The sequence below is a fragment of the Streptomyces yunnanensis genome, assembly GCF_029011865.1.
Classification (GTDB): domain Bacteria; phylum Actinomycetota; class Actinomycetes; order Streptomycetales; family Streptomycetaceae; genus Streptomyces; species Streptomyces yunnanensis.
This window is the reverse complement of sequence record NZ_CP095749.1, coordinates 7,507,473-7,521,340: the sequence shown is the minus strand read 5'-3', so window position 1 is coordinate 7,521,340 and position 13,868 is coordinate 7,507,473. Positions and strand designations below refer to the sequence as shown.

12 protein-coding genes and 2 pseudogenes are annotated in these 13,868 nt (G+C 67.4%); 11 read left to right on the top strand and 3 right to left on the bottom strand.

Annotated features, from left to right (window positions below; genetic code table 11):
* The first annotated feature begins 543 nt into the window (after positions 1-543).
* The 3 genes from MOV08_RS32835 to MOV08_RS32825 all read left to right on the top strand — a co-directional run bounded on the left by MOV08_RS32835 (position 544) and on the right by MOV08_RS32825 (position 3,854).
* On the top strand, positions 544-1,122 hold the full coding sequence (locus MOV08_RS32835) for a TerD family protein (protein WP_275309931.1): 579 nt from the start codon (positions 544-546) through the stop codon (positions 1,120-1,122).
* Positions 1,123-1,951: 829 nt separating this feature from the next.
* On the top strand, positions 1,952-2,425 hold the full coding sequence (locus MOV08_RS32830; RefSeq protein ID WP_275309930.1) for a hypothetical protein: 474 nt from the start codon (positions 1,952-1,954) through the stop codon (positions 2,423-2,425).
* Positions 2,426-2,537: 112 nt separating this feature from the next.
* Positions 2,538-3,854 (top strand): NRAMP family divalent metal transporter, encoded by a 1,317-nt coding sequence (locus MOV08_RS32825; RefSeq protein ID WP_275309929.1) that lies wholly within the window; start codon positions 2,538-2,540, stop codon positions 3,852-3,854.
* 55 nt (positions 3,855-3,909) lie between these two features.
* Here the strand turns inward: MOV08_RS32825 and MOV08_RS32820 are convergent, their stop codons facing one another.
* Positions 3,910-4,035: a hypothetical protein gene (locus MOV08_RS32820; protein WP_275309928.1), complete on the bottom strand. Its 126-nt coding sequence runs from the start codon at positions 4,033-4,035 to the stop codon at positions 3,910-3,912.
* Positions 4,036-4,343: 308 nt separating this feature from the next.
* Here MOV08_RS32820 and MOV08_RS32815 point away from each other — a divergent pair, with 308 nt between their 5' ends.
* Positions 4,344-7,622, top strand: coding sequence for a tetratricopeptide repeat protein (locus MOV08_RS32815; protein ID WP_275309926.1), 3,279 nt, complete (start codon positions 4,344-4,346; stop codon positions 7,620-7,622).
* Positions 7,623-7,740: 118 nt separating this feature from the next.
* Here MOV08_RS32815 and MOV08_RS32810 read toward each other — a convergent pair whose 3' ends face one another.
* Positions 7,741-8,217 (bottom strand): CcdC protein domain-containing protein, encoded by a 477-nt coding sequence (locus MOV08_RS32810; protein ID WP_275309924.1) that lies wholly within the window; start codon positions 8,215-8,217, stop codon positions 7,741-7,743.
* A gap of 71 nt (positions 8,218-8,288) precedes the next feature.
* Between MOV08_RS32810 and MOV08_RS32805 the strand changes: the two genes are divergently transcribed.
* The 6 genes and pseudogenes from MOV08_RS32805 to MOV08_RS32780 all read left to right on the top strand — a co-directional run bounded on the left by MOV08_RS32805 (position 8,289) and on the right by MOV08_RS32780 (position 12,453).
* On the top strand, positions 8,289-8,906 hold the full coding sequence (locus MOV08_RS32805) for a TetR/AcrR family transcriptional regulator (RefSeq protein WP_275309922.1): 618 nt from the start codon (positions 8,289-8,291) through the stop codon (positions 8,904-8,906).
* A 560-nt stretch (positions 8,907-9,466) separates the two neighbouring features.
* Positions 9,467-9,649 carry a hypothetical protein gene (locus tag MOV08_RS32800; protein ID WP_338057253.1) on the top strand — a complete coding sequence of 61 codons (183 nt, stop codon included), beginning with the start codon at positions 9,467-9,469 and terminating at the stop codon, positions 9,647-9,649.
* Between the two features lie 24 nt (positions 9,650-9,673).
* Positions 9,674-10,450, top strand: coding sequence for an MgtC/SapB family protein (locus tag MOV08_RS32795; RefSeq protein ID WP_275309919.1), 777 nt, complete (start codon positions 9,674-9,676; stop codon positions 10,448-10,450).
* A 304-nt stretch (positions 10,451-10,754) separates the two neighbouring features.
* Complete coding sequence (locus MOV08_RS32790) at positions 10,755-11,837, top strand: TolB-like translocation protein (protein WP_275309918.1); 1,083 nt, start codon at positions 10,755-10,757, stop codon at positions 11,835-11,837.
* A gap of 172 nt (positions 11,838-12,009) precedes the next feature.
* A pseudogene (locus tag MOV08_RS32785) lies at positions 12,010-12,219 on the top strand (recombinase family protein); the annotation flags it as partial.
* Positions 12,196-12,453 carry a helix-turn-helix domain-containing protein gene (locus tag MOV08_RS32780; protein ID WP_275311967.1) on the top strand — a complete coding sequence of 86 codons (258 nt, stop codon included), beginning with the start codon at positions 12,196-12,198 and terminating at the stop codon, positions 12,451-12,453. The pseudogene MOV08_RS32785 and the gene MOV08_RS32780, both read left to right, overlap by 24 nt.
* 64 nt (positions 12,454-12,517) lie before the next feature.
* Here MOV08_RS32780 and MOV08_RS32775 read toward each other — a convergent pair.
* Positions 12,518-12,802 (bottom strand): annotated as a pseudogene (locus MOV08_RS32775) (family 4 glycosyl hydrolase); the annotation flags it as partial.
* Between the two features lie 175 nt (positions 12,803-12,977).
* Here MOV08_RS32775 and MOV08_RS32770 point away from each other — a divergent pair.
* Positions 12,978-13,858, top strand: a protein-coding gene (locus tag MOV08_RS32770) for an IS5 family transposase (RefSeq protein WP_275311966.1) whose coding sequence is annotated in 2 segments (ribosomal slippage) — positions 12,978-13,341 and positions 13,341-13,858 — 882 coding nt in all. Because the reading frame shifts where the segments join, the coding sequence is not laid out codon by codon here.
* Positions 13,859-13,868: the final 10 nt, after the last annotated feature.

The following is a 13,868-nucleotide window of genomic DNA, read 5'->3' as shown; positions in this document are numbered from 1 at the left end:
CCCAATGGGCACTCCACCGACACCAGCGTCCCCACCTGTCCCGGCGCCAACGACGCACCGGCCAACAACGGCACCTTCATCTTCCGTCCGAGAACCATGGCCCGATCAACACCTGCACAACGCCCTCGTCCGCAGCAACCTCCACCGCAGGTCGGGCGGTTGCAGTACCCGGCCGACCGGCACAAAAGGCGCCAGCACCAGTAGGACGCGGACCATCGCGCGGTGTACGGCCGCGGTGCCGTTCGCGGCCCAGCTGGCTCTTGAAGGTCTCATTGACCACCTCGATGACTTGCCGTCAGGGCTTGCACGGGTATGTTCCGGGCCGCTCGCTAGCCGGTGTCACGTCCCGCACGTCCGCCCGATCGGAGACAGTCGGAGCCCGGCGCGGATCGCACGCCTACCGCGCGCCCTCACCGTGCATTTCAAGCCGTTGCGGCGCCTCCGGCGGGTGCCAACACTTAGGGGCGGTGCAGTTGGGGGCCAGTGCGCTTTGGCGCCCCGCCAGAGGACGGACCGGAGCCCCCTTGACACGGGAGGAAGCCAGTGAACGATTCTCTGCCACAGGACAGCGCCAGGCTGCCGGACGAAGCGGCCACCGGACTGACCGCCGTGACGGTCGGCCTAGGCTGGAACGGCGCCGATGCCCCGGCTCCGGACTGGGACTTGGATCTCTCCGCGCTGCTGTGCGACGAGTCCGGTAAGGTCCTCTCGGACCGGCACTTCGTCTTCTACAACAACCTCCGCAGCCCGGACGGCTCGGTCTGGCACACGGGCGACAGTATCAACGGCGGTGACGGCGGCGGCGATGACGAACAGATTCTCGTTTGTCTTTCCACCGTGCCGGCCGAGGTCGCCAGGATCGTCTTTCCGGTTTCCATCCATGAGGCCGAGAAACGGGAACAGTGCTTCGGACAGGTGCGCGACGCCTTCGTCCGAGTGACGAACCAGGAGGACCGCCGGGAGGTCGCCCGCTGCAACCTTAGCGAGGACGCCTCCGCACAGACTGCCGTCCTGTTCGGCGAGGTCTACCGTGATGGGCCGGAATGGAAGTTCCGGGCGCTCGGGCGTGAATATGCCTCGGGTCTGTTCGGTATCGCCAAGGACTTCGGCGTCAACCTCTGAGGTCGCAGGAAAAGGGGCGCGCGAGGCGAGGTGGACGCTGCTACACGCGCCTCGCGCGATTCCAGGACCTTCCGCGCCACCCGAATTCATTATTGACGATGTTGATTTGTGGCAGTATTCGACCACGCAGGCATCGCGTTAGAAAATTCATTCGTACAGAATCGGCAAAGAGGTGGGCTCCACTTTCGGTGGGGTACCCACCTTGCTTCCACTGCTGCGTATTCTTATACTTCGAGTCGTGTCCGAATTGAACCCCGGGGCTGGGGTCGAACACCTGCCGTTTCCCGAGTTAGCCAGGCTGTAACTAACTCATCGTTGACCCCGGACTTTCGCCTACCCAAAAGCGACGAAGCTGGCAGTTCTGACTGCACAAGACTTCATTCCAGTATCGCCTGGGCAGCACCGGACACTTCACCTTCTCCTTATTTGCCGACTTGCTCACCATATCGCAGTTCTGTTTGCCGTCGGAGGAGATCGCTGGGAAGGGGAGTGGAATACGATGTGGGAATACTGGCGCAAGAGGACGTCGGGGTTCTCCGGGATGCAAAAGCCCGGCCCGTCGTCGGTGGAGACGGACTGCAGCCTCTGGAGCTACCTCGTCCGCGCCCGGCCCCGAACAAGCGCCTTCGGCGACGATCCTCTGCACCACCGACTGTCGATAGGCCACCCCGTCGTCTCTCTCACCGACCACGGAGTAACGGCGGGTAATCTGCGCGTCAATCTGACCTGGCAGGTCCCGTCAGCCGAGTACCTTCCGGACAAGGCGTCACCGTCGCTCCCTCGCCGCCCCAAACGGGACACTGTGTGGGGACAGCCGCAGGGGCCGGTCATGGTGACCGTGGACTTGGACCTGGCCTGCCTGTACGAGCTGGCCGATGGGCGTAAGGGCGTGGTGCAACCGCTCGGCGGTCTGTGCGGGGACCTGCATGGCCCGCCGTACATCACCCTGGGCAACGACAACCGGTTCGGCGCAGCTTCGGGAGAAACCCTCTACATCAATCTCGACAGGGCCGACCAGTTCAGGCGCTTGCTGATCTTCGCCTACATCTACAGCGGTGCACCCGCCTTCAGTCGGGTGCACGCGGCCGTCAGCTTCCTTCCGCCAACGGGGCAACGCTTCGTGGTCGAGCTTCGCGAGCGTGTCCACCATGCCCGTTCGTGTGCGGTCGCATTGATCGAAAACCGCGAGGGTCGGCTGTTCATGCGTCGGGAGGCGCGGTACGTCTACGGCTACCAGGCCGACATCGACCGGCTCTACGGGTGGGGCCTGCAATGGGCGCGTGGGCATAAAGCCGCGCCGTGAACGACAGAAAATCACTTCCGTAGCCGTAGCCACATATGTCCGCCGGTGTCGCGCACCGGTGACAGGTCTTGCGCCAAATCGAACCGAACATCGCAGGTGAAGGGATATCGTCATGTCGTCCACGCCCGAGCCGAAGACCACAACCGACTCGATATCCTCCGAGATATCGGGCGAGGTTGGTCGTTCGCACGACCGGCGGACCTGGGCCGTCACCTGGCGGACGTATCTGCGTGCGGTCGGTCCGGGACTGATCGCCGGCGCCTCGGATACCGATCCGACGACGGTGGCGACCATCGCCATCATCGGGGCCGGCACTGTCTACGGCATGGGCTGGTGCGTGCTACTGCTCTTCCCAGTCATTGCGGTGATCCAGTCGATCGCCACCCGGGTGGGGGTGGCCGGACGGCTTGACCTGCAGGCCGCCGTCAGGGCGATCTACCGCCCGGCCCTTGGCTGGCTGCTTTTGGGGTCGATCCTGGTCGTCAATATCGTCACCATCGCCGCCGACCTGGAGGCTGGTGCCGCCGCTCTGGGGCTTCTCACCGGCGGGGACTGGCGCTTGTTCGCCGCCCCCTTGTCCGTGGTGCTGCTGGCGGCAGTGATGCTGCTCGGATACCACGCACTGCAACGGGCCATGAAATACCTGCTGTTGGTCCTGCTCGCCTACGCGGCGACCGCGGTGCTGGCGCACCCCGACTGGGGCGCGGTGGCCCGGGGCAGCCTTGTCCCGCGGGTGCAGTGGAACCGTGACTTCCTGTTCAACGTGCTGTCGCTGATCGGCACCACCGCCACGAGCTATGTCTACGTGTGGCAGACCATCTCCCAGTCCGAGGAGAAGATTCCCTGGCACTGGCACCGCGTCCGGCAGTTCGACGCTGTGGCGGGCAGCCTCTTCGCCACGGTGGTGTTCTGGTTCATCCTGGTGGCCACGGGAGCCACCTTGGGCGTGAACGGGTTGAGCGTCGAAACCGCTCAGGACGCCGCCCGGTCGCTGCGCCCGGTCGCCGGGGCCTGGGCCGGTTCTCTCTTTGCTCTGGGACTGTTGGCATCCGCCCTGGTGGCGCTGCCGGTCATCATCGCCACCACCGCGTACGTCACGGGCACCCACCTCAACTGGCGGCGGGGTCTGTCCCTGCGGCCTCGGGAAGCGCCCAAGTTCTTCGCCGCCATGGGTGCATCGGTGTTGGTCGGCCTGGCTGCCGCCTCCGCCGGGATGTCCCCCATCCAACTTCTTTACTGGGCCGGGGTTGTTGGCGCCTTCGGAGCCCCTGTGGGACTAGCTGTGCTCGTGGGCGTCGCTTCGAACTCCGAGCTGATGGACGGACACGCCATCGGCACCGGGATGAAGACCGCCGGATGGTCCATCGCTGTGCTAATCACGCTGGTCAGCGCAGCGGGCCTCTACCAGCTGATCGCTGTCGGCCCCTGAACATCAAGCGGTGCCGTGGTCAGGCCAGGCAGGGTGTCCAAAAGAAATAGGGAGTTCACAGGTGGCACATGAGCAGGAGAAGACGGCGTCGGCGCAGGGGCCGTCGCCGCGCATACGGGGTGCCGTGTCCCAGATCGAGGACCTGTACGCAGAGCTGCGCACTGCCCGACACGAATCCCATCGGACGCGGCTCCTGCTTGATCTCGCCTGGGTCGCACAGCGCCTCGCAGATCTGGCGCGCATCTCGTCGGGCAGAGGCCAGGTTCCCCGGCGCCTATCTCGGCGGGAACGGCGTCGGCTGCTTGCAGCCCGCGGAGCCGCATGGATCACGGCACACACCACCCGTGGCAGACGACAGGACGAAGCCGGCGCCGGGCCCCTGCCACCCACGTAAACCACGTTCTGTGCCACGGACTTGCCCGATACCCTGCCGAAACGGCCGCCGACGCGGAAGACTTGGCACACCACGTGTCGGGAAAGGGGCCCAGCATGCCAGGCGCGCCGAGCGGTTTGCGGGAGGAACACCGCAGGGACGTAGAGAGCCTGCTGACGCGGGCCGTCGAAGAGGAAGTGCGCCGCTCGGGCGGGCGCGCGAACGGCGAGGTGCTGCTTCGGCGGGCACGTGGTGAGACGGACGCTCTCGCAGCGAGCGCCGCCGAGGAGTACGCCGCATATGTACAGGCCCTGGACGAGGAGGAAGCGTCGGTCCGGCCACTGGTCAGCCACCTGTCGAGGGCCTCGCTCGGCACCCCCATGCTGGTCACGGCAGTAGCCGCAGTGGCCGCGTACGGAGCCGACCTCGGATATGAGACCTCGTCGGGCACGGCCTTCGGCACGGGCCTAGCGGTAGCTGTGGCGGGCTCGGTCACCACTGTCGTGAAGCTGACGGCCGGGCGCTGGTCGGCCGCACACCGGCGGGCGGCCAAGCGGGGACAGCCGGACGGCACCGAACAGTTGCGCCTGCAATGGCTGTCGGCCATCGACGTGCGTGGTGTACGTCCGTTTTTGGACCATCAGCGTATGGTGACGGGCGCGACGCGCACCCGTAGCAGCAAACCGGACATGCGCGCCGAAAGTACCGGTCGGGGGCCGGTCCTGCGCGGCAAGGACCGCAGCACGGCAGCACATCAGCGCCATGCCCTCTCCCGCTCGTTCGACCGTCTTCCCCAAGCCTCAGGGCCGTTCGTGGGTCGCCGGACCCAACTGGCTCAAATCAACCGCTGGGTGCAACAGGCGCGGGCGAGCACGGAGACCAAGCCGACGGTGGTAGTGCTGCACGGGCCGCCAGGATCCGGCCGATCCACCCTTGCGATGCACGTCGCACACCATCTGCGCGACCAGTTCCGCGGCGCCGGCGTCGTCGACCTGCGAGGTGCAAGCCCCGACGAGCGGCCTCTGCCGGGCAGGGAAGCGCTCATGCAGCTGCTGCGCCAACTCGGTGCACCACGCGAACAACTGCTCCTACGGGAAAGCTCCACCTCCGAACAGCACGCGCACCGGCTGTCGGAACTCTACGACCGGCACCTCGCCGGCATGGCGGCCGTCATCGTGCTCAACGACGCCTCCGATACCGAACAGGTCCGTGCGCTGATCCCGCAGCGCTCCGACAGTCTCGTCCTTGTCACCGCCCGCACCCCGCTGTCCCTGCCCCCAGATCTGGTGGCCTGGGTGCACGAACTCCAGCTCGGCCCGTTGGACCCGCCCGGCACGGAGGAACTACTCAAGGCCGTCGCGCAGGAACCCGAGCTAGGTGGGTTCCAGGTACAGGCGCTGGCCCACGTGCGGGAGCTGTGCGGCGGGCTGCCGCTGGCGCTGCGCGTGGCGGGCACCGCCCTGGGGCCGCGAACCCTGTCCGTCCTGGGCGCCGAACTGGCAGCCGCAGGGCAGTCCGACCCCATTGAGCGAGCCCTGTGGCTGCGCTACCTCGACCAAAGCGAGGGCACACGACGGCTGCTGCGCCGTCTGGCCCTGGCCGGGCGGGCCTCGCTGGGCCCGGCCGCCGCCGCGGCCCTGCTCGGACAGGACGAGCAGGAAGCCACGCAGGGGCTGGCGGAGCTGGCACGTACGGGGTTGATCGAACCCGTGCGCGCCAACCGGTACCGGATGCACGACCTGGTGCGCGCCTTTGCCCAGGCCAGGTTGCACGAAGAGGACGAGCCCGGTGAACGCGCCGACGCGCAAGGGCGGCTGTTCAGCAGCTACGCGGACCTCGCGGATACCGTCATCCGCATGGTCGACGGCAAGACCACCACCCGCACTGGAGTCTTCGCCAGGGGCGCGGCCGGAGGACACGGCTTCACCTCGCTCGACGTGGCGCTTGGCTGGATGGACGACGAATCGGGCTTCATCACCTCCTCCCTGCGGCACGCCCAGGGCGTGGACCAGGCCGTGATCCAGCGTCTGTTGAGCGCTCTGTGCGACTACTGCCTGCTGCGCGGCGACCTCCACCGGCTCGGCGAACTGAGCGAACTCACCCGGGCCATGGACAAAGGGCTGCTCTCGCGCTCCGTGCAGTGGCGCACCGGTATCGCCGCGCGCCAGCTGGGCGAGCTGGACAAGTCGCGGGCGACCCTGACCGCGGTGGTCGACCTGCACCTCCAAACCCACAACCAGGAAGAGGCAGCCCTGGCCCTGCGCGACCTGGGCGTCACCCTTCACCACCAGGGGCAGCTTCCCCAAGCAGAAGAAAAGCTGCACCAAGCGCTGGATCTGCAGGCCGCGCCCGAGCTCAGCGGCGACCGCGCCTGGACGATGCACGCGCTGGCGGCGGTAGAACGGGACCGCGGACAGCTCGCCCAGGCGCTCACACTGCTGAACGACTCCCTGCAGCTGCACCGCGAGAGCGAAAGCCTGCACGGCCAAGCATGGGCGCACCTCCAACTGGGCCAGCTGCGGCTAGGCACCCGCCAGCCAGACGCAGCGCACGAGGAACTCACCCAGGCGCTGCAGCTGCACCGGAGCACCCATGACGCACGCGGCGAGGCATGGACCCTGACCCACCTCGCACGCACCTCCTTCGCCAACGGCGACGCCGCCGCAGCAGCCGAACAGCTCCGGCAGGCCGCCACCCGGCTCCGGCAGCACGAGGACACCCGCGGCGAGGCGTGGACCCTGTACTACCTCGGCCAAACCCTCGAAGACCTGGGCGACCGCACGGCGGCAGTACGCGAACTGGAGCGCGCACGCACCATGTTCAACCGCATGCACGATATGTATGGACTGGGCTGCGCCCGACACGAATCCGGCCGCGTCTCCCGCGACCAACGGGCCGCCCAGACCGGCTCACTGCGCAACAGCGGCTACGCCCGGCAACTGCTGCAGGAAGCCCGCACCGACTTTCACCGCGCAGGCGTCCCCCACGGCGAGGCATGGTCATGCCTGGAGCTGGCTGTCATCGACGCCGGCAACGACAACCCCGGGGCGGCACTTAAACTCGCGGACGCAGCCACGCAGCTGTTTACCAGCTACAGCGACCGGCATGGCGCAAGCTGGGCCCGCTTCCTGCGCTGCACCCTGCTGCCGCTCGCCTCACCGGGCGGCTCGGTAGTCGGAACAGCAGTGGCCAACGAGGAACTAACCGCCCTACAGGACGAGATCCACACAGCAGACTGGCCGGTCGACCCCGCACTGAAGGAAGCGACGCGGGCCTACTCCCTGGTCTTGGAGCAAGGCGTGGAGCCGGAGGACGGCTGGCAGGCGTGGAAACTCGGCATGGTGCCGGGTCCCCGTGCCCGCGACGTCATGGCCGTACTGCCCGGCAACGCCTGAGTAGCGACGGGGCCTGGAGCGGTGGCTGTTTCTCCGTCGCCAGCCCCCGTTGCTGTCATCCGTCTCTGGCTCTGCTCGTGACCTGCCGGACGGTGCGGGCACGGGGTATGGCGATGAGTCAGCGAGTACGTGCCGGGGCGAAGGGGATTCCCGAGGTCATGCCGCGATAGCCGACCATGAGGGCCTCGCCGAGGAAGCTCACGCCGATGGAGAGCTGGAGGGGGCGTGCGTTCTCGTGCATGCCCATCTTCACCGCCAGGATATTGAAGCCGGCCGTGACCGCCAGGGCGCCGATCAGGGTGAGGAAGGTGCGGCCGGTGTATCGCTGCCACAGGAAACCTCCCTTGTCGACGAGTTGAACGGTGGCGCCGCGGAGTGCGTCGAGTGCCACGCCGAGGACGGCGCCCGCGATGACCCAGGCGAGGTCGGTGTCGGTCAGGTCCGTGTTCTTGACGAGGGACAGGATGCCGATCCCGGTCAAGATCGCCGGGGTGATGAAGAGGTCCTTCGCGTTGACCGGTTCACCGGTCATCCGTTTGATCACGACCGCGATCACGACCACCGCGATGATCGCAGCGAGCAGCCAGGGGTTCACGCAGATACCACCCATCTTTATAGCACGGTTACGCTAAAAAATATTAGCTCGGCCGTGCTATAAAGGGCAACGTGCCGAAGATCGTCGATCCCGTAGCCCGCCGCAGGGCAGTGGCGCAGGCCGTCCTGTCCGTCGCCGCCCGGCAGGGGCTGGAGCATGCGTCGCTGCGCAACGTCGCCGATGAAGCCAGACTCGCCATCGGTTCGGTCCGCCACTACTTCGCCGACCACGACGAGTTGATGACCTTCACGATGAGGGAGCTGAGCCGGCGCATCGGCGACCGCATCCGCATCCATGCCGAGCGGCTCCTGACTCCCGACGGCAGTACCGACCGCCGGGCCGGAACAGAAGAGCTCCTGGCCGAGTTCCTCCCCCTGGACGAGGCCCGCCGCCAGGAGTCCGCGCTCTGGCTCGCCTTCACCGCCGCCGCACACACCCGTCCTCAACTGCGGCCCTGCGCCGCCGAGATGCAAGCCGACCTGCACACCCTGATGACGCGCGTGCTGCACGAAGCCCGGCGCGCCGGCGGGCTGCCAGGCAACATGGACATCGAACTGGAAAGCACGCGGCTGGCCGCCCTCCTCGACGGCCTCACCCTCCAGGCAACGCTGCTGCCGGACCGCTATCCATCCAAGCTGCTCCGGCAGGTACTGCGACGGCACCTGGACGCCCTCAGAGCCGGCAGCTGACCTCCGGCCAACGCGTTCAGCGCGCACGCTTCGCAGGCACCAAGGGCCCACCGATCACCTGGCCGGCACTTCCTCGCGGTTCGCCGCCTTGCCGGTGTGGCAGGCAAAAGCCCGCAGCCTCCACATCGACTGTCGACCAGCGCAGGCAGTATCGCGATGCGATGCTGCCCGCCCGCGCGCCAGCCCTTCACTCCCTCACTGAGGACGGGCACCGCGACCTCAGCACGCTCGGCGTCGGCCATTTGCGTCCGAGCCGCTTGGCATGAGGGCCAATCCCCGGCCGACCCGTCGCCACTCGCGCGACGGTCTGACCCATCGGACAGGGCCTAGGAGCCCCGACAAGCGGTGCCCCTGAACCGCTATGGGGGCACCGAGGCGGGACTGTCGGGCAACAGTGGTCGACTGTGGCGAAGTTGATGCATCGGGGCAGGGTGCCTACGGCATCAGGAGGGGAATGACATCCGCGACAGTAAACCATTTGCGCAATTGGGAAAGTTAGAGGCGAACAGATGGCTGACAGGGTCAGTGGTGTCGTCCGGTGGTACAACCAGGCCCGAGGCGTGGGATACATCGACGGGGACGACGACCGCGAGATCAGGGTGGACAGCCGCGCCATCGAAGACGGAACCTTCGTCGTCGAAGGGCTGCGGGTGACCTACGTGCCCGTGGAAGACGAGAACGGCTGGCATGCGGAACACCTGAACATCGTCAAACACTCTCCGGGAGCCGCTGGTCACCAGTGACCCGAACGACTTGCCGCCTCGGGGGTGGAAGGGGAGCGCGTACACCCCCGAGGCTTCGGCGCTGTCATCGGCCTTGAGCGGCAGTGGCGGGCCCGGATGGCTGGGCTGCGGACGAACGCACTGGTGGCCGCCGGGTCCGCGCTCTTTGTCCTGTTGTCCAACTACGGTTTCGCGCAGGCCACCAGCACTGTCGGTTATGACGGCTCGCGGGTCGCGGCTCAGATCGTCTCCGATATCGGCTTCCTCGGTGCCGGTGTCATCATCAGGGATGGGCTGAGCGTGCGCAGGCTCAATACCGCGGCCACGCTGTGGTGTGCGGCTGCGGTAGGCGCTCTGGCTGGTACGGGGTTGTACGTCCTTGCGGGGCTCGGCACGGTGGCGGTGGTGTGCGCCAACCTGCTGCTGCGACCGCTGGGTCGGCACTTGGACCAGGTGCCGCGCGGCGGCGCTGAGGTCGTCACCGACTACTACTTCGAGGCCGTGTGCACCAAGGCGGAGGAGGCGCACATCAGAGCCTTGGTCGTCCAGGCCGTCGCCCGGCCTGGCTTCCGGCTGCGCTCGGTGTTCGCGGAGGAGGACAAAGTGACCGTTGCTGCGGAACTCACCACCGAGCGTCGTGATGACTCCCTTCTCGAAGCGGCCGTCAGCCGGCTGTCACTGGAACCCGCGGTCTCCGCAGTGAGCTGGACGGTGATCGGCCATACGGACGAAGGCAACGGCGACTACCCCGTGGACCAGACTGCCCGCCGCCGGTTCCGGGACTTCTTCACCGAATGGGGACACGGGGGACGGCGAAGGTAGCCGCGTACCGCCGAAAGTGCTCCTCCCGCTCTCCTTCGGGACGTCTGGGTGCTGTGAGCTGGGTCGACAGGCGAAGCACGCCGTTTCTTGCGAGGCTCGCGGAGGTCACGCTCTGGTGGCACGGGCGAAGGTCGGCCCGGCTGATGTGGCCGGAATGCGCCTCTCGATATGTCATGTACGCATTGACCCTACAGTGCCATCGCGGTTGGATCCCTGTGGTCCTCTGGTAGCGAACTGGAGGAGAGACTGTGTCCTTTCTGGGGGGAAAATGAGGAGCAACGCGAACCGAAGCACCGCCAGACGGGTGGGGGCCGCCCTGAGCGCGGCGGTCGTGGTCTGCGCGGTCACCGCGGTGCTGCCCGCCGCCGCCTCGGCCGAGCCCACGGCCGTGGCGGGCGGCCTCGGAGCCGGTGTCGAGAGGATCAGTGTCGCGGCCGACGGCACCCTGGCCGACGACAACTCCGCCGGCGCCTCGATCACGTCCGACGGCCGCCACGCCGTCTTCTCGTCGTCGGCGCAGAACCTCACGCCCAACGGCACGACGGGGCGCGACAGGGTGTACGTCCGCGACCAGAGGACGGGGCAGTTCAAGCGGATGGGGGACCTGACCCCGCTCCAGCCCCCGGTGATCAGCGGTGACGGGGAATACGTCGCCTATACGGTGAAGTGGATGAGAGACGTACGGGTTCGCCAGTATCAGGTGAGCACGGGAAGGACGGCTTCCGCCAACTGCTCGGCCTACAGCTGCAACCAGCCGTCGCTGAGCGCGGACGGCCAGCACACCGCCCTGGCCATCCTCATCAAGCGACCGTCGTTGCCCGAGCACCAGACCATCGAGGTTCAGGACTGGAACACCGGCGGCACCAAGGCGACCGTCGCCGAGTTCGACCACACCTACCCGTCGCGGCCGTCCATCAGCGGCGACGGCCGCTACGTCGCCTACCAGGACGGCGAGGCGAACGAGGTCTTCGTGTGGGACCGGACCAGCGGCACCACCTCCGGCCCGATCGAGGACTCGTCCGAGGGGGCGTCACTGGTCCAGCTCAGCAAGGACGGCAGCAAGGTCGTCTACCTCTCGGGCTCCGACACCTACGTCTACGACGTGCGCTCGGGCACCGCCCAACTGGTGCCGAATGTGCGGGGCGTGGCCATCGATCCCACCGGCCGCTACCTGCTGTACGCCCCGAACGACACGAACGGACCGTCGCTCACGCTGCGCGACCTGCAAACAGGCACCGACGCGGTCGTCTCGAACCAGCCCGCCTCGGCCGAGACCGACGCGGTAAGTGCCGACGGGCACGACGTGGTCTTCCAGTCCACGGCCGGCGACATCATGCCCGGCGACACCAAAGGCAAGTCGCACATCTACGTCCGCCACTTCTCCTGACCGCCCCGGCACCCGCAACGGAGCAGGCGGCCGAGGAAGGTCCCACCCGGGATCCTCGGGTACGGCCCCGGCGCAGAGGCCGAACCCACGAACCGGGACGCCTACACAGGCTCGCCGTACTCGGCGACGTACGCCTCACCGTTCCCCGCGGTGACTACCCGCCCTCGTCGTCCCCTCCCTCGACCGGCTCGGCCGCTCCATCCAGGACCTCATCGCCATCGTCGCTTGCCTTCGCAAGCGCGGCGTCGGCCTCACCTCGCTCCACGAGACACTCGACACGACCACACCCGGCGGGCGCTTGGCCTTCCACGTCTTCGCCGCCCTGGCGGAGTACATCCGCGAACTCATCGTCCAGGGCATCCACGAGGGCCTGGACGCGGCCCGTGACCGCGACGCACGGCTTGGCCGCCCGCCAGCCATGACCGAAGAACGGATCCGCCACGCACGCGACCTGCTCACCCGGCCCGAGACCACCGTCACCTCGATCGCCCCGCTCCTCAGCGTCTCCCGGAACACGATCTACAAGTACGTGCCCGAGCTGAAAGGTGGCCGACTCGCGCTCGCCATGGCAGCCACAACACCTGAACTGCCCCGGCCTGCCGGACCCGTCAAGTGACGACCGCACCGCATTTCAGCAGGTCAGATGGCACTTCGTTGTTCTTTCGGCGAGTACTACCGGGCCCCCGGCCCCCCTCTCGCAGCGGCGCGCAGGACAGCGTCCGGGCCCCCTTGGCGGTCACCTCGCAGACCGTCTCCACGATCGCGTCCGGCGCCAGCTGTGGCACCGTCGTCCCGTTGCAGACGTCGAGGATCAGCCGCCGTCCGGAATCGCCGGCGATGGCGTGCATCAGCGCCAGCGCCACGCGGTCGTAGCCGCCGCCCTCCAGGTCGTAGAGTCCTGCGATTCCGTAGGTGAGCATGATCGGTACTTGGGCCTCCTGAACGACCTCCGTTCGCAAGAGCACAAGGGCGTCGTGCTCAGTGACGTTGAAGGCAATGGCAGTTCAGCTCGGCGCGCAGCGCTCATCAACATTGCACAGAGGTTCGAAGCGGAGGTGCATCTCGCCACCGACGGAACATCCGACTAAGCCTGTCCGGCGGATCATGTGACCGCCTCGACCATGGCTCGTTGGCATGCTCATGGGGCGGGGAGATCTGACAAGCGAAGAATGGGCCCGACTGAAGTCGCATCTGCCGAAGTCCGGGCAGCGCGGGGGTCGTTGGGCCAGCCACCGCAGGATCATCAACGGGGTCCTGTACCGGAACAGGACCGGGGTGCCGTGGCGGGATCTGCCTGCACGTTTCGGTAGATGGAAGACCGTGTACGAGCGGCATCGACGCTGGTCGGCGGATGGCACATGGGACAGGCTCTTCGCGGCTGTCCTGGCCGACGCCGATGCGGAAGGCCGGATCGACTGGTCAATGGTGAGCGTCGATTCGACCTCCTGCCGGGCCCATCAGCACGCCGCCGGGGCTCGTAGGAAACCGCCACGAGTGCCGGGAAAAGACGCACGCCCCGGCAGCACCGTCCCGATGAGGGACTTGGACGCTCCCGGGGCGGCCTGACCTGCAAGATCCACCTGGCCGGGGAGGGTGGGCGCCGCCCGCTGGCCCTGCTGATCACGCCGGGTCAGTGGGGCGACGCGCCGCAGCTCATCCCGGTCATGGAACGCATCCGCGTCGGCCGCCTCGGTGGCGGCCACCCGCGCACCCGGCCCGACCATCTCGGCGGCGACAAGGCGTACTCCTCCCGTCGCAACCGCCGCTACCTGCGACGACGCCAGATCAAGCACACCATTCCTGAACCGAAGAACCAGCGGGCCAACCGCCAACGAAGGGGCAGCAAGGGCGGTCGACCCGCAGGCTTCGACAAGACGATTTACAAGCGAAGGAACGAAGTCGAGCGGACGATCAACGCGTTGAAGAACTCCCGGGCCGTGGCCACGCGGTTCGACAAACGCGGCTACGTCTTCCACGGCACTGTCACCGTCGCCTCGATCCGACTCTGGCTCCGCCCGTGATCTCCGCCGG

What these genes read in the sequence shown, in the direction of transcription:
- MOV08_RS32820 (WP_275309928.1), bottom strand. Translation starts at nt 4,035, where the DNA reads ATGGGATTCGTGTCGGGCAGTGCGCAGCTCTGCGTACAGGTCCTCGAT.
- MOV08_RS32815 (WP_275309926.1), top strand. Translation starts at nt 4,344, where the DNA reads ATGCCAGGCGCGCCGAGCGGTTTGCGGGAGGAACACCGCAGGGACGTA.
- MOV08_RS32830 (WP_275309930.1), top strand. Translation starts at nt 1,952, where the DNA reads ATGGTGACCGTGGACTTGGACCTGGCCTGCCTGTACGAGCTGGCCGAT.
- MOV08_RS32825 (WP_275309929.1), top strand. Translation starts at nt 2,538, where the DNA reads ATGTCGTCCACGCCCGAGCCGAAGACCACAACCGACTCGATATCCTCC.